The following is a 19761-nucleotide window of genomic DNA, read 5'->3' on the forward strand; positions in this document are numbered from 1 at the left end:
TCGCCCATGGCCCGCCCGGACGATTCCGTCTCTCTCTCCGCTCTGGCCAGGCTCGGCTTCGCCGAGCTCAGTGAGGCTGCGGCATCCCTCTCCGAACTGGCGACGACTCTCGGGATGCCGCGGCAATCGCTGCTCGAGGGAGCAGATGCGGCGGACCCCGATGCTGCGGTGCGGGGGATGGTTCGCGTCGCGCGCCGGGATGCCGGACCCCTGAAAGCCTTGCTCGAGGATCCGCCGTCGCGCCACCGCGTGTGGCGGGTGTTCGGCGCCTCGGAGGGGCTCGCGGACTTCTTCCTCCGGCATCCGGAGCAGCTCTCCGTGCTGGGGGAGTCGATCACCTCTCTTGCCACACCCGAGGTGCTTCGTGATCAGTTGCTTGCTGCGGTGGGCACGAGCAACGGGTTCGCGAGCGCCGGTGATGATGCCGCCGTCGTCGCGGTCCGGGTCGCATACCGGCGGAGTCTCGCCGCCATCGCCGCCTACGACCTGACGCACCCGGATCCGCAGACGGTCGTGGCCGCGGTCTCCGCCGCCCTCGCGGATGCGGCCGGCGCCGCCCTCGAGGCCTCGCTCGCGATCGCGCGGGCCCGCCTGCGCGACACCGTGCCGGAGGAGCAGATCGCGGCGACGCGGCTCTCGATCATCGGGATGGGGAAGGCCGGGGCCAGGGAGCTGAACTACGTCAGCGACGTGGATGTCATCTTCGTCGGCGGCACGAGCGACGAGGAGATCGTCGCCGAGGCGCGAGCCATCGACATCGCCACCCGGCTGGCCCGCGAGACGATGCGCGGCCTCGACAGCATCGAGGTGGAGCCACCTCTGTGGGAGGTCGACGCCAACCTGCGGCCGGAGGGCAAGCAGGGTGCTCTGGTGCGTTCGCTCGCCTCTCATCTCGCCTACTACGACCGCTGGGCCAAGAGCTGGGAGTTCCAGGCGCTGCTCAAGGCGAGACCGCTCGCCGGTGACCCCGAGCTCGGGGCGGAGTACATCGCCGCCGTGCAGCCGAAGATCTGGTCCAGTGCTGCCAGAGAGGACTTCGTCGAGAGCGTTCAGCGCATGCGCGAGCGCGTGACCGAGCACATCGACCCGGAGGACGCGCCGTATCAGCTCAAGCTGGGCGCCGGCGGGCTGCGGGACATCGAGTTCACGGTGCAGCTGCTGCAGCTCGTCCACGGCCTCACCGACGAGTCGCTGCGCACCCGCGGCACGCTCGAGAGCCTCGATGCGCTCGTCGCCGGCGGGTACATCGGACGCGCGGATGCCGGCACCTTCGCCGACGACTACCGCGTCCTCCGGCTGATGGAGCATCGTCTCCAGCTGCGCGAGCTCAGTCGCACCCATCTGCTGCCGCGCACGCCTGCGGGTCGGCGCGTGCTGGCGCGCAGCACCGGCCTCGCCGAGAGCGGCGAGGGCATCTGGACGCGCTGGGAGAGCGTGCGCCGCGAAGTGCGCGAGATCCACACGCGCCTCTTCTACCGTCCGCTGCTCAGCGCCGTGGCGGGCCTTCCCGAGGAGGAGCGCACGCTCTCCGCCGCCCAGGCGCACGACCGGCTGGCGGCCATCGGATTCCGGGATCCGGCCGGTGCCTTGCGGCACATCGGCGCGCTGACGACCGGGCTCAGCCGCAAGGTGACGATCCAACGCGCTCTGATGCCGATCATGGTGCGCTGGTTCGCCGACGGCAGCGACCCCGACTACGCCCTCATCGCCTTCCGACGGATCAGCGAGCGCCTGGGAGACACCCCGTGGTTCCTCCGGATGCTGCGCGACTCCTCCGGGGCGGCGGAGAGCCTCACGCGCCTGCTGTCGTCGTCGCGCTACATCGGCGAGCTCATGGAGTGGATCCCGGAGTCCGTCGCCTGGCTCGACAGCGCCGAACGACTGCGGCCGCGCGGTGCGGCCGCGCTGGACGAGGAGGCGCGCGCGATCCAGACCCGTCACGAGACGGTCGCCGACGCGCTACGGGCCGTCCGCGCGCTGCGGCGCCGTGAACTCCTGCGCACCGCCATGGGCGGGGTCCTCGACGTGCTGACGATCGAGGAGGTCGCGACGGCCCTCACCGAGATCACCGAAGCGACGATCCAGGCCGCATTGCGCGCCGTCATCCGGGAGGTCGTGCCGCCCGAGGACGACGCGCTGGACTTCGCGGTGATCGCGATGGGGCGCTTCGGCGGCGCCGAGCTCGGCTTCGGGTCCGACGCGGACATCCTCTACGTCTACGACGCGAACGGCGTGGACGGTCAGCGCGCGCAGACCCTCGCCACGCAGATCGTCGCGGGGCTGCGCGAGCATCTCACGGATCATCGTGTGCCGTTGGACCTGGATGCCGATCTCCGTCCGGAAGGTCGCCAGGGGCCCGTCGTACGGTCCATCGAGGCCTATACCGAGTACTACCGGCGCTGGTCCCTGTCCTGGGAGGCGCAGGCGCTGCTCCGCGCCAGGGGGATCGCCGGGAGCTCCAAGCTCATGGCCCGCTTCACGGCGCTCGCGGATTCGATCCGCTACCCCGAGACCGTCGACCTGCAGGGCACTCGTGAGATCAAACGGATCAAGGCGCGTGTCGAGGGGGAGCGGCTGCCCCAGGGCGCCGATCCGCGGCGGCACCTCAAGCTGGGCCCCGGCACGCTCAGCGATGTCGAGTGGCTCGTGCAGCTGCTCCAGCTCCAGCACGCGCACGCCGTTCCCGGATTGCGGACCACCTCGACGCTCTCTGCGCTGGATGCCGCCGTGGCGGCCGACCTGGTGCCGGAATCGGACGCCGAGCTCCTGCGGGAGGCCTGGCGTCTGGCGAGCCGTCTCCGCTCGGCGATCACTCTCCTGACCGGGAAGACGAGCGATGTGCTGCCCGCTGATCGTCGAGAGCTCGACGCGATCGCCCGGCTCCTGGGTTATCCCGACCGGTCGGCGACCGAGCTCGAAGAGGACTACCTCGGGGTCACGCGACGGGCCCGCAAGGCTTTCGAGCATCTCTTCTACGGGTAGCCGAGAGAGCGAATTTGCAGTATCCCCAGCCGTGACCCATGCTGACGCTATGACCCACGCACGCATCGGCATCGTCTGGAACCCCTCGAAGGTCGAGCAGGAGGTTCTGCAGGCTGCGGCGAGCGGCGTGTTCGACGATCAGACCGACATCCGCTGGTGGGAGACCACGCCGGAGGACCCGGGTCGTGGCATGGCCCGCGAGGCTCGGGAGGACGGGCGCGACATCGTCATCGCGGTCGGCGGCGACGGGACGGTCCGCGCGGTCGCGGAGTCCCTGGCCGGTTCGGAGACCGCGCTGGGGATCGTGCCGCAGGGCACCGGGAACCTGCTCGCGCGGAACCTCGAGGTGCCCCTCAACAATGTGAAGGCGGCTCTCGAGCGCGTCCGTGACTCCGAGCCGCGCCGCATCGATCTCGGCTGGGTGTCGTACGACGGCACCGAGCACGCCTTCGCCGTGATGGTCGGTTTCGGCGTCGACGCGCAGATGCTCGTCGAGACCGATGACGACCTCAAGTCGAAGGCCGGATGGCTGGCCTACGTCGAGGCGATGGGGCGAGCCCTCGCCGGCACCGAGATGACCGACATCACCCTCGCGATCGACGGTGAGAAGGCGGTCGCGGTGCGCGGCCACACGATGCTCATCGGCAACTGCGGGATGGTGCAGGGCGGCATCCGCCTGCTGCCCGACGCGGTGCTCGACGACGGCAAGCTCGACGTCCTGATGATCAGTGCTGACGGAGCGCTGCAGTGGCTCGACACCGTGCGCTCGTTCGTCTGGGACAACGGCATCCGTCGCCTGTTCGGAGCGACCGACGAGGCCGTCAGCACGGACTCGGCGCGTCACCTGCCCGTGGAGACGATCTCCGTCGAGTTGGAGACCCCGCTCGTCTTCGAGATCGACGGCGAGGAGATGGGCGAGGTCTCCGCGTTCGACGTGCGCGTGCAGCCGGGCGCCCTGCTCGTCCGCTGAGCCCCCGTCACATCGTGACGACGGGCGGGACGGTCTTCCGGTCCTGAGCGGGGAACGTCACCTTCTGCACGATGATGATGATGCTGGCGGCCACGGGGATCGCGACGAGCGCCCCGAGGATGCCGCCGAGGGCTCCACCGGCGACCGCGGCGATCACCACGAGGGCCCCGGGGACCGCCACGGCCTTGCTCATGATGCGCGGCGAGAGCACGTACGCCTCGATCTGCATGTAGACGAGGTAGTAGCCGATCGCGATCAGCGCTGTGAGCGGCGAGACGAACAGGCAGATCAGCGCGTTGATGATCGAGGCCGTCAGAGTTCCGACCAGCGGGATCATCGATCCGATAAAGGCGATCAGCGCGAGGAGGGCCGGCACGGGCGCGCCGATGATGCTCAGGAAGATGAGGCTCAGCACGCCGTTGATCAGGGCGAGGCTGGCCTGGCCGATGACGTAGCGGCCGACGGCTCCGGAGACGTCCTCCAGCAGCTCGCTGAAGGTGTCGCGCTGATAGGCCGGGACGAAGCGCGCGGCGGTGCGCTTCATGCTGCGCAGCGACGCCATGAAGTACAGCGTGAGGATCAGGACGATCGTGATGCCGGTGAAGCCGCCGGCGATGCCGGCACCCACCGCGAACACGCCGCCGCCGATGTCGGCGAAGTTGCCGGGATCCTGGACGAAGCTCAGCACGCCCTGGACCGCATCCTCGATCGTGGAGCCGAACTGGCCGCTGACGTCCTTGAACCAGTCGGTGTTCATGAAGTCCTGGATCATCGTCGGACCGTTCTTGATCAGATTGCTGATCTGCTCGACGAGGAGCGGAACGATCGCCAGGATGATGCCCGCGAACGCGAGCACGACGGCGGCCACGACGATGGCGACCGCGGCGGCACGGGGGAGCTTCTTCTCGATGAAGGTGACGATGGGGTCGAGGCCGAGCGCGAGGAAGATGGCGACGCCGATGTAGACGAGGACCGTGGCGAGCTGGTCGACGATCCCGCCGATCACGAGCGCGACCAGCACGCCGAGCGCGCCGAGCAGGCCGAACATGAACGGGTTCGTCCGCGCGTACGCGGCGACGCCGTTGGACGGCTGGGAGCGCTTCACCTCCGGCGTTCCGATGACCGGAGCAGCATCCGTCTTCGCGATCACTCTTCTACGCCGCATGATTCCCCCGGTCGGTTGTAAGACTCACCCGTCGATCATCCCTCATCAGCGCGGACAACCGGCCGGACACGCGAGGGGCAGCATCAGGCTTTCGGGGTGCGATTGCGGATGACGCCGAAGAGGATCGTCCCGACGAAGAGGATGATGCCGATGATGGCGATCCACAGCAGACCCTCGATCGCGAAGCCCACGACGGCGACGATGGCCCAGGCGACGAGCAGGATGATCAGTACGGTCCACATGCTGTGAAGGTACAGCGCCGGCGCGGCGTCGCGCAGGCCCTTGACGGGGAGAGCGACGCCGCGTAGCGACCGGTCACTTGCCGGAGAGTTCGACCGTCTCGTTCTCGGCGTCGTACGGCTCACCCGTGATCTTCGACTTCACGAAGCTGAAGAGCGAGGCGATCTTCCCGCCCGGGCTGTCCCAGTACTCGGCTGATTCGGCGGAGAACTTCAGCAACCCGACGTCGGGGTCGTCCGGACCGTTCGTGAACCAGGCTTCGACGGTCGGGCTCCAGAGTTCCTTCACCTTGGCCTTGTCCTCGACGAGCTCGGCGGTGCCGGAGAGCGACACCCAGGAGTCGTTCGAGCTCAGGGAGATCCCGACGCGCTCGTCCTTCGCGATGTCGGCGACGAGGGATGCGCTGCGGGAGACGAGGAACCAGAGATCCCCGTCGAACTCCGCCTCCTGCACGGTGAGCGGGTGGGAGACCAGTCGATCGTTGGCGTTGCGCGTGGTGAACATCGCGAAGCGGAAGTCCTTGATCAGCTCGGCGACCCGCTGGGTGGGGGTGGTGTCGGTCATGAGAGTCGTCCCTTTCGCATCGGTGGAACTCCCATCCTGTTCTCCTCGTCCCGCTCCGTCGAAGGGGTTGCGTATCAGCGCCCCTCGCGTTAGACCGGCCGGAGCCTGCCCCTCACCCTGCAGACGGGACGGTGAACGCTATCCGACAATCGCGGACGCATTCTGCGATGTCGCCGAGCCCGCTCACGACGTGCCCGAGCAGGTACACATCGTCGGTGTGCGCACTCGGGCTGTCGGAGAGGAAGACGACGAGTGCTCGACCGGACACCCGGTATCCGACGTCGCCGGCGCGAAACTCCGTCGCCGGAGCTCCGTTCGGGTCGATCGTCATCTGCGTCTCGGTCGTCGCGACCAGCGCCGTGCCCATGCGGTCGGTGAAGGAGAACGTTGCCGGGAGCTCCGCCGCGAAGGCCTGGCTGAGGGCCGACGAGGTCGCCTCCAGGCCCACCGCGACGTCATTGCTCGCCGCGGGCGGGTGACCGCACGCGACGGCGCTCAGCAGGATGAGAAGCGTGGCCGTGAGGGCGCCCAGTCGTCTGTTCATCTGTCCAGGTAACGCGACGGGATCGCCGCACGGGAGTCACGGGTCTGACGCGCCCTGACAGGGCATCCCATACATGCGTCCGGCGACCTAGCCTGGTGACATGGATGACCGAAGCGAGATCCGCGAGTTCCTCACGTCTCGTCGGGCTCGTCTCGAGCCCGAGCGAGTAGGGCTTCCGCGAGGAAGCGACCGGCGTGTACCGGGGCTCCGTCGTGGAGAAGTCGCAGCGTTGGCAGGTGTCAGCGTCGAATACTACGCACGGCTGGAGCGCGGAGCTATCGGAGGCGCGTCCCCAGCAGTGCTCGATGGTCTGGCGACAGCCCTCCGCATGGATGACGCTGAGCGCGAGCACCTCTACCGCCTCGCGCACCGCTCTGCGAACGTGTCGGTACCTCGTCGACGAGAGCCTGCTGCGCAGGTCTGGCGTCCATCGCCCAGTGTGCAGTGGTTGTTGGATTCGATGGACTCGGCCGCCGCGCTCATCGGAAACGGTCGCACCGATCTCTTGGGGTGGAATGCGCTCGGACGAGCCCTCATGGACGAGATGATCAGCTCGGCGACCAGCGCGCCACCGAACTTCGCTCGCTTCCTCTTCCTCGAGCCCGTGGCACGACGGTTCTATCCCGACTGGGATGCCATGACCGCCGTGAACGTCGCCCAACTCCGCACCGAAGCGGGCCGGAACCCTCATGATCAAGACCTGCACGCGCTCGTCGGCGAGCTTTCCACTCGCAGCGAGCACTTCCGACGGCTGTGGGCCCGCCACGACGTGTGGCATCACCAGAGCGGGGTGAAGCGCTATCACCATCACCTCGTGGGTGATCTCGAACTCCACTACAACGGTTTCGACCTCGTCGGCCAGCCGGGCGTGCAGATGACGATCCTCACCGCGGAGCCCGGGTCCGCGGCCGAAGAGACCTTGAATCTCCTCGGGGTCGCCACCGCGGCGACGATCGCCAGCGCTTCGCCGGATACACAACAGTCGCCGCTCGCGCCCGCAGCCGGCCCTGAGCACCGCCGCTGAATCTTCATGACCGACGAGCGCACCCACCGACTGCGATCACAGCGGAGGGACTCTCTCTCCGGGTCTCCCGAGAGATCCTGACGAGGAAGAGCCCCTCGACACCGGAGCGGCTCCGACACGGTCCCCCAGGACGGGTCTGATACGCGCTCTCACGGTGATCGTACGCCTCCTCGGCCCGCGTGAACATCCCATGGTGGATGCCGGGAAGCGGGCGTACGCTCTATGCGGACGGGGCGAGCCGGTGGAGACCCCCAGCGAAGCCGGCTAGGTGTCCCGATGGGTTTCCCAGAGCCAGTCGGGGCACCGTCGACATGACTCGTGCCGACGCCGACGGTCCGGCGACTGATCCCCCCATGACGAAGACCCCCGGAGCTCAGAGCTCCGGGGGTCTTGTTCGCGGTCGTCAGTCGATCAGACGCCGAAGTACAGCTCGTACTCGAACGGGTGCGGGCGCTGGGCCATCGGCAGGATCTCGTTCTCGTACTTGTACGAGATCCAGGTCTCGATGAGCTCCTTGGTGAACACGCCGCCCTCGAGGAGGAACTGGTGGTCCTCGGCCAGTGCGTCGAGCGAGTCCAGCAGCGAGTTCGGGACCTGGGGGATGCCCTTGGCCTCCTCGGGGGGAAGCTCGTAGAGGTCCTTATCGACCGGCTCGTGCGGCTCGATGCGGTTCTTGATGCCGTCGAGGCCCGCCATCAGCTGCGCGGCGAACGCGAGGTACGGGTTGCCGGAGGCGTCAGGCGCGCGGAACTCGATGCGCTTGGCCTTCGGGTTGGAGCCCGTGATCGGGATGCGGATCGCAGCGGAGCGGTTGCCGGCCGAGTAGACCAGGTTGACCGGAGCCTCGAAGCCCTTGACCAGACGGTGGTAGCTGTTCAGGGTCGGGTTCGTGAAGGCGAGGAGCGCCGGCGCGTGGGCCAGGATGCCGCCGATGTACCAGCGCGCGATGTCGCTGAGCTGGCCGTAGCCGGCCTCGTCGTAGAACAGCGGCTTTCCGCCCTCCCACAGCGACTGGTGCGTGTGCATGCCGGAGCCGTTGTCGCCGTAGAGCGGCTTGGGCATGAAGGTCGCGACCTTGCCCCACTCGTCAGCCGTGTTCTTGACGATGTACTTGAACTTGAGGATGTCGTCCGCCGCGTGGACCATCGTGTCGAAGCGGTAGTTGATCTCCTGCTGGCCGGCGGTGCCGACCTCGTGGTGCGAGCGCTCCAGGATGAAGCCGGCCTCGATGAGCTTGAGCGTGATGTCGTCGCGCAGGTCTGCGGTCTTGTCGACGGGGGAGACGGGGAAGTAGCCGCCCTTGTACGGGGTCTTGTTGGCGAGGTTTCCGCCCTCCTCCTCACGGCCGGTGTTCCACGCGGCCTCCTCGGAGTCGACCTTGTAGAAGCTCTCACCGGCGGTGACCGAGTAGCGCACGTCGTCGAAGATGTAGAACTCGGCCTCGGGAGCGAAGTACGCGGTGTCGGCGATGCCGGTGGACGCGAGGTACTTCTCGGCCTTCTTGGCGACCTGACGCGGGTCCTTGGAGTAGATCTCGCCGGTGCGCGGGTTGTAGATGTCGAAGATCATCACGAGGGTGCTCGCCTCGCGGAACGGATCGACGTACGCCGTGGTGACATCGGGGATGAGCTGCATGTCGGACTCGTGGATGCTCGCGAAGCCGCGGATCGAGGAGCCGTCGAAGAGCTGGCCCTCGGTGAAGAACGCCTCGTCCACCGTCGCCGCAGGAATGTTGAAGTGCTGCTGCACACCCGGGAGATCGGTGAAACGGATGTCAAGGAACTTGACGTCGTTCTCCTTGATGTAGCTCAGAACCTCGGACGAATCTTTGAACATGTACGACTCCTGGATTGCGGATCGATGGCTTCACGGCCATTGTGCACAGTACGGCTGGGGCGTTTCCCCGGGGTGTCCGTATTGTTTCGGGCATGTTACAGGGGTCGCCTAGGCTGGAGCAGTGACGGATGCTGTGAACACGTACCCCGGTGAACGACTCGGACTGCCGGTTTCGGGCCCTGGGAGCGTGGCCCGAGTCGGTCGCCGTATCGGTGCTCTCGCCATCGACTACGCCGCGGCGACGATCATCGCGACGGCGTTCTTCGGGTTCGATCAGTTCGCGCTGCCCACCGAAGCAGGGCTCTCGCAGTTCGCGCCGATGATGGTGTTCGCGGTCCTGCAGATCCTCTTCATCCCGACCATCGGCGGAAGCCCGGGCCACCGCATCCTCGGGATGCGCGTCGTGCGTCTGGACGGCGCATGGGTCGGTCTGTGGCGGCCGATCGTGCGCACCCTGCTGCTGATCGTGGTGGTGCCCGCGGTGATCTGGGACGCGGATCAGCGCGGGCTGCACGACAAGGCGATCGGCACCCTCCTGATCCGCGCCTGAGCGCGCGTCAGATCCGACCGCGGTTGCGGCGACGCGCTTCGCGGGGCGCCCGTCCGCCGAGGAACGAGCGCGCCGGGTCGACGATGTAGCCGCGGCGCAGGGCCTCGCGCCCGATCAGCATCCGGAAGCCCATCTCGTCGCGGTTGCTGAGCGTGACCTCGGCGAGCACCTCGCGATCCACGAGACGGACCAGCAGCTTCACGACCAGGCGCTCCTGCGCGTGACCGGATGAGCTGCGCACCGCACGGCGGTCATGCACGGGCGTCTCGACGACGACGGCATCCTCCTGGCTGTCCTGCCAGGGCTTGACCCGGAAGCGGACCCAGTCCTCGCCCTCGCGTTCGAACTCGCGGACGTCGAACGCGTGCAGCGAGGAGGTGCGGGCGCCGGTGTCGATCTTGGCCTTGAGCCAGTCGACTCCGAGATCCGGAAGGCTCACCCACTCGCGCCACCCCGTAAGGGTGTTTGAATGGGGAGACTTGTTCACTCGACCCATCCTGGCAGGAATTCTCCGTGAAGATCGCAGTGCTCTCCCGTGCGCCCCACGCGTACTCCACCCAGCGACTGCGTGCGGCTGCGCTCCAGCGCGGCCACAACGTGAAGGTGCTCAACACGCTGCGCTTCGCGATCGACCTGACGGCGGATGAACCGGACCTGCACTACCGGGGGCGTCAGCTCAGCGACTACGACGCGATCCTGCCGCGCATCGGCAACTCGATCACCTACTTCGGCACCGCCGTGGTCCGTCAGTTCGAGCAGATGGACGTCTACACACCGAACACGGCGAACGGCATTTCGAGCGCGCGCGACAAGCTGCGCGCCAACCAGATCCTGTCCCGGCACAACATCGCGATGCCGCCGACGGCGTTCGTGCGCAACCGTGCGGACGTGCGTCCGGCGATCGAGCGCGTCGGCGGCGCACCGGTCGTGATCAAGCTGCTGGAGGGAACCCAGGGGATCGGCGTCATCCTCGCGCCGCAGGTGAAGGTCGCCGAGGCGATCATCGAGACCCTGCACTCCACGAAGCAGAACGTGCTCATCCAGAAGTTCATCGCCGAGAGCCGCGGCCGCGACATCCGTGCGCTCGTCGTCGGCGACCGTGTCGTCGCAGCGATGCGTCGGTCCGCGGCCGGCGACGAGTTCCGCTCGAACGTGCACCGCGGAGGGTCGGTCGCGGCGATCGAGCTCGACCCGGTGTACGAACGCGCAGCGGTGCGATCGGCCCAGATCATGGGTCTGCGCGTCGCGGGGGTCGACATGCTCGAGGGCGAGGACGGGCCCCTGGTGATGGAGGTCAACTCCTCGCCGGGCCTGCAGGGCATCGAGAGCGCCACCAAGCTCGATGTCGCGGGAGCGATCATCGACTACATCGCCGGCCAGGTCGCCTTCCCGGAGATCGACGTGCGTCAGCGACTGACCGTGTCGACCGGGTACGGGGTCGCCGAACTGATGGTCCACGGCGCTGTCGATCTGGTGGGCAAGACCCTGGGCGAAGCGGGCCTCTGGGAGCGCGACATCACGGTTCTGACGCTGCACCGCGGTGTCAGCGTGATCCCGAACCCGCGCAAGCACGTCGTGCTCGAAGCCGACGACCGGCTCTTCTGCTTCGGCAAGCTCGACGAGATGCGCTCCATGGTCCCCGAGCGGCGCCGTCGCCGCGCCAAGGTGCGCCGCCTGCCGCGCCAGCCGCTCTCGGAGTGAACGAAAGCGCGGCCGCTCCTCAGGATGAGGGCGGCCGCGCTTGTCGTGGCGGATGTCGCGTGATCAGCGCGGACGCTGAGCGCGGACCTTCGTGGGGTCGATGCCCTTCGGGATCGGCAGCGAGGACAGCGACTGCGACACGGAGTCGATGCGCCGGATGACCGCGGCCATGGTCGTCTTGTCGATCGCCTTGGGGAGCTTCTTGATGGTCTTCGAGAGATCGGCGATCGCGACCTCGTCTTCTCCGTGGCCGACGTACAGGACCGTGACGGGGACGCCGTGCGCGACGCGCTGCGCCTTGCTGCGCTCCTCGTTGACGAGACGCGTCAGTCGTCCGCGAGCGCCTTCGCCGACCACGACGATGCCGCCGCGGCCGACGGTGCGGTAGACCGCTTCCTGCGTCTTGGGGTTGATCCCGACGGGGGTCTCCGAGGCCTGCCAGCTGCGGCCGAGGCTGGTGCTGAGCACGTGGCCGGTCGCACCCGGCATGCCGTCGATCTTCGTGTACATCGCCGAGGTCGACAGCCGCGTCATCAGGAAGAGGGCGCCGAGCACGCCGAGCATCAGACCGGTGATACCCCAGAGCACGAGCGTCCAGATCTGGAACGGCGGGATCAGGTAGCCGGCGACGAGACCGAGGAGCACGCCGATGAGGAGGATCCCCACCTGGAGCCACGGGAGCCACGGGTAGGCCTCACGAGTGAACCGGAAGAGGGACTTGATCTGGGAGAAGAACCCAGGACGCTTCTCGGGTTCGGGAGCACGCTTTGCCATGAGGACCAGCCTACCCAGTTCGCGGATGCCGTGATGTCGAGTTCGCGCCCAGCGGAGCGCCGGCCGACGCGACTCTTCCTCCACATTGGCCGGGATCGTGCCATTCCATCCACATCGATGCCGATCAGTCCCTCGCGGGGTGTCTGTCGGCTGTGATGGGGACATGGCAGACGTCGAGAACGAAGACCGGGGCACCGCGCTCCTCCCGGGAGCTCATCGTGTGGTCCGCGTTCTCGATCCGACAGAAGGTCCGTTCGCCGGCGCACTGGTCACTCGTGGGGACGGCGTGGCTGTGCGGGTGGATGCCGCTTCGCTCGCCGGATGGGTGGGGTGGCGCTTCGCGGGAGCGGAGCATGTCGCGGGTCCTGTCGACGTCATCCGGCGCGCCGACGGACACGACGCGCTGCTGCCATGGTGCACCGACCGGGTGCTGGGGTTCCTGGTCCGCCGGACGGCTGCCGGCTCCGCGCTGTCATCGGGTGAATGCAGCACGCTCGTGGTGAGCCTGTTGCGGGGCCTCGACGAGCTCGGAGCCGGCGCCGCCGGGGTGCAGACGGGGATGTGGTGGCTGACCGACGGCGGCCGCCCCATCCTCGTCTTCGGCGACGGGGACGATCCGCGATCCGGGGCCGCGGAGATCGTCGAGCGTCTGGCCGAGGACTGCGGAGACAAGGCACTGGGCCGCGTTCTCACCGGCGTGCAGCAGGGCCTGGTCAAGGCGTTGCCGCAGCCGCGGGTGCCGCAGCGAGTGCTGGAGGAGTGGGAGAAGGAGCTCTTGGCCATCGCCGCGCCTCGCCCGATCTCGCGGGAGTCGCACGCTCCGGAGCGCGCACGCGATGTCGCCCGGGCGGCTTTCGACGTCGAAGGGCGCTTGGCGCCCTCTCGTGCGACGAGGCGAGGGGAGCGGTCGGCGTCCCCACATCACCGGAAGACGACCTCTCCCATCGCCGCGTGCGTCGGCGCGCTGCGGTCCGCCGGGGCTGCCGTCCGCGAACGCCTCCCTCGGCGGACGGGCGCATCCGGTGCCCGGCGGACGGGGAGGGCTGCCGCGGGAGCGGATTCCCGAGGCGCATCATCCCGGCGGCGTCCCGCTCTCCTCGTCGGCGGAGTGGCGGCGCTGGCCGTGCTCGTCGGCGGGCTGCTCTGGCCGGCGGATGACACGGCGGAGTCGGCGGATGCGGCCAGAGCCACGGCCTCTCCGGCGCAGTCATCCAGCCCTGCTTCTGCGAGCCCTTCACCGCCGGACGAGGGATCAGAGACGGATGCCTCTCCGTCTGCGCCCGCAGACGATGGCGGTCCGGAGGCCGCTGCGACCGCTCTCCTGGCGCTGGTGGCCGAATGCAGCGTGGCGGAGGACCTCCTCTGCGCCGATGCTGTCGCAGAGGGTTCCGCCGGGGTCGTCGACGCGCTCGGCGCCCGGGGAGAGCGCACGCCGACGGTCGAGCTCGTCGACGAGTACGGCGATGTCGCCGTGGTGCGGCTCGGTTCCGCTGATGGTCTTCCCGAGGGCGGAGACGAACAGGCGGCGCCGGCAGCCGAGCAGATGATGGTGCTCGTGCGCCAGAACGACAAATGGCTGGTCCGCGACGTCTACGGCGTCGCGGACCAGCCAGAGTGATGCGAGTGTCAGGCTCCGAGCTGAGCGGCGAACTGCGCCGACTCGAGGCGAGCCTTCACCGCGCCGAGGAAGCGCGCGGCATCGGCACCATCGATTATCCGGTGATCGTACGAGAGCGCGAGGTACACGTAGGAGCGGACCGCGATCGCGTCAGCACCGCCGACCTTCACCAGACCCGGGCGCTTGACGACCGTGCCGGTTCCGAGGATGGCCGACTGCGGGAGGAACACGACGGGCGTGTCGAACAGCGCGCCACGCGAGCCCGTGTTCGTCAGCGTGAAGGTGCCGCCCGCGAGCTCGTCCGGCTTCAGCTTGTTGTCACGCGTGCGCGCGGCGAGGTCGGCGATCTCGTGTGCGATCTGCGCGATGTTCTTCGACGCCGCGTCGCGGAGGACCGGCGTGAGCAGGCCGCGCTCGGTGTCGACCGCGATCGACACGTTCTCGCTCGCGGGGTAGACGATGTTCTCGCCGTCGACCGTCGCGTTCACGATCGGGAAGGCCTGCAGGGCCTCGGCGGTCGCGAGAGCGAAGAACGGGAGGAAGGACAGCTTGTCGCCGGTCTTCTCCAGGAAGGAGGCCTTCACGCTGTCCCGGTAGTCCGCGAGGGCCGTGACGTCGACCTCGACCACTGTCGTCAGCTGAGCCGTCTGCTGCATGGACTCCACCGCGCGCTTCGCGAGGACCTTGCGCAGACGCGACATCGGCTGCGTGGTGCCACGCAGCGGCGAGACCTCGAGCGGCGCCGGAGCGGCAGCTGCGGCCGGAGCAGAAGCAGCCGGAGCGCTGGCAGCGGTCTCGGCCGCCTTCAGCACGTCTTCCTTGCGGATGCGACCGCCGACGCCGGTGCCGGTGACAGACGCCAGGTCGACGCCCTGCTGGGAGGCCAGACGGCGAACCAGCGGCGTGACGTAGAGGTTGTCGTTGTCGGTCGGCAGGCTGAGCTTCGGCGCGGCAGGCTCTGCGGCCGGAGCAGCAGGTGCGGATGCGGCAGCAGGTGCCGGCTCAGCGGGTGCCGCAGCGGGCGCGGGAGCGACCGGTGCCGGTGCGGCCTCGGCGGCGGGGGCCTGAGCCACCGGTGCCTCGGCGGCGGGTGCAGCGGGAGCCTCAGCAGGCGCAGCGGGAGCCTCGGCGGGTGCCTCAGCGGCGGGCGCAGCGCCCGAACCGACGCGAGCGAGAACGGCGCCGACGGCGACGGTCTCGTCCTCGGCGGCGACGATCTCCTGCAGCACGCCGGCGACCGGCGACGGGATCTCGGTGTCGACCTTGTCCGTCGAGATCTCGAGGAGAGCCTCATCGACCTCGACGGTGTCGCCGACCTGCTTCAGCCAGCGCGTCACGGTGCCTTCGGTCACGCTCTCGCCGAGTTCGGGGAGGACGATGTCCTTCGCGTCGCCGGAGGGCGCAGCGGCCGGTGCGGCTTCCGCCGCAGGCGCCGGCGCAGCGGCCGGTGCCGCCTCAGCCGCAGGCTGCTCGGCCGGAGCCTGTTCCGCGGGTGCGGCTTCAGCGGGCGCGGCTTCTGCCGGAGCATCCGAAGCCGGGGCCGCAGCGCTGCCGTCGCCGATGCGTGCGAGCAGAGCACCGACCTCGACGGTCTCGTCCTCGGCCACGAGGATCTCCTCGATCACACCGCTGACGGGGGACGGGATCTCGGTGTCGACCTTGTCGGTCGAGATCTCGAGCAGGCCCTCATCCGCCTGAACAGTGTCGCCCACCTGCTTGAGCCAGCGGGTGACCGTACCCTCTGTGACGCTCTCGCCGAGAGCGGGGAGGACCACGGATGTGCTCATGACTGAGTCTCCTTCAAGAAGTTGTATGACGCGTATCTAGCTTAGTGACTCGGGCACCGGTTGGTGCTCAGAGGGCGTGCAGCGGCTTTCCGGCCAGTGCGAGGAAGGCCTCGCCGAGGGCTTCGCTCTGCGTGGGGTGCGCATGGATCAGCGGAGCGATGTCCTCCGGGTGCGCCTCCCAGGCGACGGCGAGTTGCCCCTCGGTGATGAGCTCGCCGACGCGGTCACCGAGCAGGTGAACGCCGACGACGGGCCCGTCCTTGAGGCGGACGACCTTGACCAGTCCGCTGGTCCCGATGATCTCGCTCTTGCCGTTGCCGGCGAGGTTGTACTCGTAGGCGACGACCGCATCCGCACCGTGCTCGGCGATCGCGGCATCCTCTGTCACGCCGACGGAGGCGACCTCGGGGCTCGAGTACGTCACCTTGGGGATCTGGGAGTCCGGGATGTTCACCGGCGAGAGACCGGCGATGCGCTCGGCGACCGCGATGCCCTGCTGGAAGCCGCGGTGGGCGAGCTGGAGGCCCGGGACGATGTCGCCGACGGCCCAGACGTCGGGAACGCCTGTGCGAAGATCCTGATCGACGGTCACGAAGCCGCGATCGAGCTTCACGCCGGCCTCCTCGAAGCCGAGGTCCGCCGTGACGGGCCCGCGACCGACGGCGACGAGGAGGTAGTCGGCGGTGAACTCCTTGCCGTCCTCCAGCGTGACCGTGACCGAGGTCTCGTCCTGCACGGCGGTCTGGAAGCGCACGCCCAGCGAGTACTGGATGCCCCGACGACGGAAGGCGCGCTCGAGACCCTTGCTGAGCGCGATGTCCTCATTCGGGACGAGGTGCGGCAGCGCCTCGATGATCGTGACCTCGGTGCCGAAGGAACGCCAGACGCTGGCGAACTCGACGCCGATCACACCGCCGCCGAGGACGAGCACGCGCTCCGGGATGACGTCGAGAGCGAGAGCCTGCTCGCTCGTGAGGACGCGGCCGCCGATCTCGAGTCCGGGCAGCGATCGGCTGTACGAACCGGTGGCGAGGACGACGTCGGCGCCGACGTACACGTCATCGCCGACGCTGATGCTGCGGTCGGCGTTCAGGCGGCCGAGTCCGGCGACGGTCGTGATGCCCCGCGCCTTCACCAGCCCCTCGAGTCCCTTGAACTTCTTCGCGACGATGCCCTCGCGGTAGGCGCGGACGCCTGCGGGGTCGATGCCCTCCAGCGTGGCGGTCACGCCGACGTGTGCCGCGTCGCGCACGTGCTCGGCGACCTCAGCGGCGTGCAGGAGCGCCTTCGTCGGGATGCAGCCGCGGTGCAGGCAGGTGCCGCCGACCTTGTCCTTCTCGATCAGGGCGACCGACTTGCCGAGCTCGCTGGCACGGAGTGCTGCGGCGTAGCCGCCGCTTCCGCCGCCCAGGACGACGATGTCGAAGGTGTGGGTTGTCATGTGTCATGCCTCCTTGTGGGATGCTGCGGCCAGTTCGATGATCGTTCGGACCATCGCGCCGGTGGGGCCCTTCTCGGTGAAGCCGTACGCGGAGCCGGCGTGCTCGCCGGAGCCCGCGATGTCGAGGTGCACCCAGGGGATGCGGGGCGCATCCTTCGCCTCGGAGGTGCGCCCGACGAAGCGGCGCAGGAAGAGCCCGGCGTACGAGGCCCCGCCCATGCGATCGCTCATGTTGACGTTCTGGAGGTCGGCGATCGGAGACTCCATCGAGTCCTCCATGTACGACGGCAGCGGCATGTGCCAGGCGAGCTCATCCGCCTGCTCTGCCGCGGCGAGGACTTCGGCGACCGTGTCGTCATCGCCGAACACGCCGGTGTGGCGGTGGCCGAGTGCCGCGACGATGGCGCCGGTGAGCGTGGCCACGTCGACGATCACGTCCGGGTGCTCGCGGCTCGCTGCGACGAGCCCGTCGGCGAGGACGAGCCGGCCCTCGGCATCCGTGTTGAGCACCTCGACCGTCGTTCCGTCGAGGATGCGGACGACGTCGCCGGGACGGAGAGCGCGGCCGGAGGGCATGTTGTCGGTGATCGCAAGCCACGCCGTGACCCGGACGGGAAGACCCAACGTCGCGATCGCGCGGAGCGCGGCGAGGCTCGTGGCCGCGCCGGCCATGTCGAACTTCATTCCGACCATCGAGGCGGCGGGCTTCAGGGAGAGTCCGCCGGTGTCGAACGTGATGCCCTTGCCCACGAGGGCGATGTGGCGCGTCGCGGCGGCGGGGGAGTAGTCGAGCCGCACCAGTCGCGGCGGGCGGTCGGAGCCCTGTGCGACGCCCAGGATGCCGCCGAAGCCCTGTTCCGCGAGCGCGGCCTCATCGAGGATCTCGACGGAGACGTCGAGGTCGGCGACGCTGTCCGCCGCGCTCTGGGCGAGCTGCTCCGGGCTCTGCCACTCGGCAGGCACGTTCACCAGGTCCTTGATCAGCGCGACCGCTTCGCCGATGGCCTGCGCCTTCGCGATCGATGCCTCGTCGATCTCGGCGTGCAGTGTGACGGCAGCCGCGCGGGACTTGCCCTTCTCCGACCGGTACGTGTCGAAGCGGTAACCGCCGAGCACAGCGCCCTCGGCGGCCGCGGCGGCGAACTGCTCGAGGCCTGCGGCGAGCCCGACGGCCACGTTCTCGAACCCGGTGAGCGAGCGCAGCGCGGCGCCGACGGCATTGCGCACAGCCGTTTCGTTCGCGGCCGAGCCCGTTCCGACGACGGCGAACGGCAACGACGTGACCTCGGGTGCGTACACGCGCGTATACGAGGAGGCTGCTCCCGTGAATCCGATTCCGGCGAGGGCGTCGGCGAGACCGGGGTAGACGACCAGCGACTCGGCCGATTCGGAGAGATCGGGGACGACGAGCACTGCGGCATCTGCAGCGCTTCCGGGGAAATGATCGGTGGTGTGCGAGAGCACGGGAAGCGTCATGCCTCCATCCTAGGATCCTCGCCGCTGCCCGGGTGCGCGAGGCCCGTCCGCGTGTTCGCTCTCAGCATGATGAGCCCAGCCCGGGCATCGGGACCTGCTCGTAGCATGGAGTCATGCCCTTCTCCGGTGAGATCCACGAACGCGTCGCGAATGCGCCGGCGGTGCCCCACGGCCTGCCCCTGGTCGTCCTTCTGACCGGATTCACCGACGCGGGGAGCGCGGTGTCCGGTCTCATCGATCACCTGCGCGAGACCGCGTCGCCGCAGCCTGTCGTGGTGTTCGACAACGACGCCCTCCTCGACTACCGTGCCCGTCGCCCCGTGATCTCCTTCGATCAGGATCACCTCACGGAGTTCCGTCCATCGCGCCTGGAGCTCTCTCTCGCGACAGACGCCCTCGGACAGCCCTTCCTGCTGCTCGCCGGCTACGAGCCGGACTTCGCGTGGAACGCGTTCGCGCAGACGGTCCTCGATCTCGCGGCCGAGTTCGAGGTGTCCGGGCTCAACTGGGTGCACTCGATCGCGATGCCCGTGCCGCACACGCGTCCGATCGGGACCACCGTCAGCGGCAACCGCCGCGAGCTCACGGTCGCGCACTCCGTGTGGCGGCCGCGCACCCAGGTGCCGGCGACGGCGGGCCACCTCCTGGAGTTCCGCTTCGTCGAGAGCGGGCGCCGTGCCGTCGGCTTCGTGCTGCTGGTGCCGCACTACCTCGCCGAGACCGAGAACCCGGATGCCGTGATCGCCGCTGCGGACAAGCTGATGGCGTCGACGGGGCTGGTGCTCCTCCTCGATGCGGTGCAGGAGCGCCGGGAGGACTACCTCACCCGGGTCGACGAGCAGGTCGCGGGCAACGAGGAGCTGCAGCAGATGGTGCACAACCTCGAACGCCGCTACGACGCCTATATGGCCGGTCGGAACCCCGACGACGACACGTACGACGAGGGCGGCTTCAGCGAACGCGATCTGCCGAGCGCCGACGAGTTGGCTGCGGAGCTGGAACGCTACCTGGCCTCGCGTCCCTCGGGAGACGACGACAAGCCCGGGCGCGGTTAGACGAATCTCCCGACAACTTCGCCGGAATGCATCC

At 68.8% G+C, this 19761-nt stretch carries 17 protein-coding genes; 7 read left to right on the forward strand and 10 right to left on the reverse strand.

All coding sequences use genetic code 11. The annotated features are described in order from the left end of the window. Nucleotides 1-6: 6 nt before the first annotated feature. Together ABD648_RS01725 and ABD648_RS01730 are read left to right on the forward strand one after the other, a co-directional pair. Complete coding sequence (locus ABD648_RS01725) at nt 7-2982, forward strand: bifunctional [glutamine synthetase] adenylyltransferase/[glutamine synthetase]-adenylyl-L-tyrosine phosphorylase (protein ID WP_282217010.1); 2976 nt, start codon at nt 7-9, stop codon at nt 2980-2982. A gap of 49 nt (nt 2983-3031) precedes the next feature. After that, nucleotides 3032-3952, forward strand: a complete 921-nt coding sequence (locus ABD648_RS01730) for a diacylglycerol/lipid kinase family protein (RefSeq protein WP_282217011.1) — start codon at nt 3032-3034, stop codon at nt 3950-3952. A 7-nt stretch (nt 3953-3959) separates the two neighbouring features. On the opposite strand, the gene ABD648_RS01735 is transcribed toward ABD648_RS01730, so the two are convergent. The 4 genes from ABD648_RS01735 to ABD648_RS01750 all read right to left on the reverse strand — a co-directional run bounded on the left by ABD648_RS01735 (nt 3960) and on the right by ABD648_RS01750 (nt 6465). Further along, the gene (locus tag ABD648_RS01735; RefSeq protein WP_282217012.1) at nt 3960-5117 is read right to left on the reverse strand and encodes an AI-2E family transporter; all 1158 of its coding nucleotides are present in this window, start codon (nt 5115-5117) and stop codon (nt 3960-3962) included. Nucleotides 5118-5200: 83 nt separating this feature from the next. Then, on the reverse strand, nt 5201-5359 hold the full coding sequence (locus ABD648_RS01740; RefSeq protein WP_165808032.1) for a hypothetical protein: 159 nt from the start codon (nt 5357-5359) through the stop codon (nt 5201-5203). Nucleotides 5360-5432: 73 nt separating this feature from the next. Next, a complete protein-coding gene (locus ABD648_RS01745) occupies nt 5433-5921 on the reverse strand; it encodes a pyridoxamine 5'-phosphate oxidase family protein (RefSeq protein ID WP_282217013.1) in 489 nt (162 codons plus the stop codon). A 112-nt stretch (nt 5922-6033) separates the two neighbouring features. Next, nucleotides 6034-6465, reverse strand: a complete 432-nt coding sequence (locus ABD648_RS01750) for a cyclophilin-like fold protein (protein WP_282217014.1) — start codon at nt 6463-6465, stop codon at nt 6034-6036. A gap of 100 nt (nt 6466-6565) precedes the next feature. Here ABD648_RS01750 and ABD648_RS01755 point away from each other — a divergent pair, with 100 nt between their 5' ends. After that, nucleotides 6566-7489 carry a helix-turn-helix transcriptional regulator gene (locus ABD648_RS01755; RefSeq protein WP_282217015.1) on the forward strand — a complete coding sequence of 308 codons (924 nt, stop codon included), beginning with the start codon at nt 6566-6568 and terminating at the stop codon, nt 7487-7489. Between the two features lie 411 nt (nt 7490-7900). Here ABD648_RS01755 and glnA read toward each other — a convergent pair whose 3' ends face one another. After that, on the reverse strand, nt 7901-9325 hold the full coding sequence (gene glnA, locus ABD648_RS01760) for a type I glutamate--ammonia ligase (RefSeq protein WP_282217016.1): 1425 nt from the start codon (nt 9323-9325) through the stop codon (nt 7901-7903). A 121-nt stretch (nt 9326-9446) separates the two neighbouring features. Here glnA and ABD648_RS01765 point away from each other — a divergent pair, with 121 nt between their 5' ends. Next, nucleotides 9447-9875 carry an RDD family protein gene (locus ABD648_RS01765; RefSeq protein ID WP_282217017.1) on the forward strand — a complete coding sequence of 143 codons (429 nt, stop codon included), beginning with the start codon at nt 9447-9449 and terminating at the stop codon, nt 9873-9875. A 7-nt stretch (nt 9876-9882) separates the two neighbouring features. Here ABD648_RS01765 and ABD648_RS01770 read toward each other — a convergent pair whose 3' ends face one another. Further along, a complete protein-coding gene (locus ABD648_RS01770; protein ID WP_282217018.1) occupies nt 9883-10371 on the reverse strand; it encodes an ATP-dependent zinc protease family protein in 489 nt (162 codons plus the stop codon). Nucleotides 10372-10388: 17 nt separating this feature from the next. On the opposite strand from ABD648_RS01770, the gene ABD648_RS01775 reads away from it, so the two are divergent. After that, a complete protein-coding gene (locus ABD648_RS01775; RefSeq protein WP_282217019.1) occupies nt 10389-11576 on the forward strand; it encodes a RimK family alpha-L-glutamate ligase in 1188 nt (395 codons plus the stop codon). Between the two features lie 63 nt (nt 11577-11639). On the opposite strand, the gene ABD648_RS01780 is transcribed toward ABD648_RS01775, so the two are convergent. Continuing rightward, complete coding sequence (locus ABD648_RS01780; RefSeq protein ID WP_282217020.1) at nt 11640-12350, reverse strand: DUF4191 family protein; 711 nt, start codon at nt 12348-12350, stop codon at nt 11640-11642. A gap of 163 nt (nt 12351-12513) precedes the next feature. Here ABD648_RS01780 and ABD648_RS01785 point away from each other — a divergent pair, with 163 nt between their 5' ends. After that, complete coding sequence (locus ABD648_RS01785) at nt 12514-13968, forward strand: hypothetical protein (RefSeq protein WP_282217021.1); 1455 nt, start codon at nt 12514-12516, stop codon at nt 13966-13968. An 8-nt stretch (nt 13969-13976) separates the two neighbouring features. Here ABD648_RS01785 and sucB read toward each other — a convergent pair whose 3' ends face one another. From sucB to ABD648_RS01800, 3 genes are all read right to left on the reverse strand, one after another. After that, on the reverse strand, nt 13977-15755 hold the full coding sequence (gene sucB / locus ABD648_RS01790) for a 2-oxoglutarate dehydrogenase, E2 component, dihydrolipoamide succinyltransferase (RefSeq protein ID WP_282217022.1): 1779 nt from the start codon (nt 15753-15755) through the stop codon (nt 13977-13979). 67 nt (nt 15756-15822) lie between these two features. Continuing rightward, nucleotides 15823-17196 (reverse strand): dihydrolipoyl dehydrogenase, encoded by a 1374-nt coding sequence (gene lpdA / locus ABD648_RS01795; protein ID WP_282217023.1) that lies wholly within the window; start codon nt 17194-17196, stop codon nt 15823-15825. Between the two features lie 3 nt (nt 17197-17199). Beyond that, entirely contained in the window at nt 17200-18672 is a 1473-nt protein-coding gene (locus tag ABD648_RS01800) for a leucyl aminopeptidase (protein ID WP_282217024.1), read from the reverse strand. 113 nt (nt 18673-18785) lie between these two features. On the opposite strand from ABD648_RS01800, the gene ABD648_RS01805 reads away from it, so the two are divergent. After that, nucleotides 18786-19727 (forward strand): proteasome assembly chaperone family protein, encoded by a 942-nt coding sequence (locus ABD648_RS01805; protein ID WP_282217025.1) that lies wholly within the window; start codon nt 18786-18788, stop codon nt 19725-19727. Nucleotides 19728-19761 lie beyond the last annotated feature (34 nt).

This window comes from Microbacterium luteolum (assembly GCF_039533965.1).
Classification (GTDB): domain Bacteria; phylum Actinomycetota; class Actinomycetes; order Actinomycetales; family Microbacteriaceae; genus Microbacterium; species Microbacterium luteolum.

Coding starts and splice junctions, on each gene's coding strand:
- ABD648_RS01800 (WP_282217024.1), bottom strand. CDS start 18,672: ATGACGCTTCCCGTGCTCTCGCACACCACCGATCATTTCCCCGGAAGC.
- ABD648_RS01745 (WP_282217013.1), bottom strand. CDS start 5,921: ATGACCGACACCACCCCCACCCAGCGGGTCGCCGAGCTGATCAAGGAC.
- ABD648_RS01740 (WP_165808032.1), bottom strand. CDS start 5,359: ATGTGGACCGTACTGATCATCCTGCTCGTCGCCTGGGCCATCGTCGCC.
- ABD648_RS01785 (WP_282217021.1), top strand. CDS start 12,514: ATGGCAGACGTCGAGAACGAAGACCGGGGCACCGCGCTCCTCCCGGGA.
- ABD648_RS01735 (WP_282217012.1), bottom strand. CDS start 5,117: ATGCGGCGTAGAAGAGTGATCGCGAAGACGGATGCTGCTCCGGTCATC.
- ABD648_RS01750 (WP_282217014.1), bottom strand. CDS start 6,465: ATGAACAGACGACTGGGCGCCCTCACGGCCACGCTTCTCATCCTGCTG.
- sucB (WP_282217022.1), bottom strand. CDS start 15,755: ATGAGCACATCCGTGGTCCTCCCCGCTCTCGGCGAGAGCGTCACAGAG.
- ABD648_RS01805 (WP_282217025.1), top strand. CDS start 18,786: ATGCCCTTCTCCGGTGAGATCCACGAACGCGTCGCGAATGCGCCGGCG.
- ABD648_RS01770 (WP_282217018.1), bottom strand. CDS start 10,371: ATGGGTCGAGTGAACAAGTCTCCCCATTCAAACACCCTTACGGGGTGG.
- ABD648_RS01780 (WP_282217020.1), bottom strand. CDS start 12,350: ATGGCAAAGCGTGCTCCCGAACCCGAGAAGCGTCCTGGGTTCTTCTCC.
- ABD648_RS01725 (WP_282217010.1), top strand. CDS start 7: ATGGCCCGCCCGGACGATTCCGTCTCTCTCTCCGCTCTGGCCAGGCTC.
- glnA (WP_282217016.1), bottom strand. CDS start 9,325: ATGTTCAAAGATTCGTCCGAGGTTCTGAGCTACATCAAGGAGAACGAC.
- ABD648_RS01755 (WP_282217015.1), top strand. CDS start 6,566: ATGGATGACCGAAGCGAGATCCGCGAGTTCCTCACGTCTCGTCGGGCT.
- ABD648_RS01730 (WP_282217011.1), top strand. CDS start 3,032: ATGACCCACGCACGCATCGGCATCGTCTGGAACCCCTCGAAGGTCGAG.
- lpdA (WP_282217023.1), bottom strand. CDS start 17,196: ATGACAACCCACACCTTCGACATCGTCGTCCTGGGCGGCGGAAGCGGC.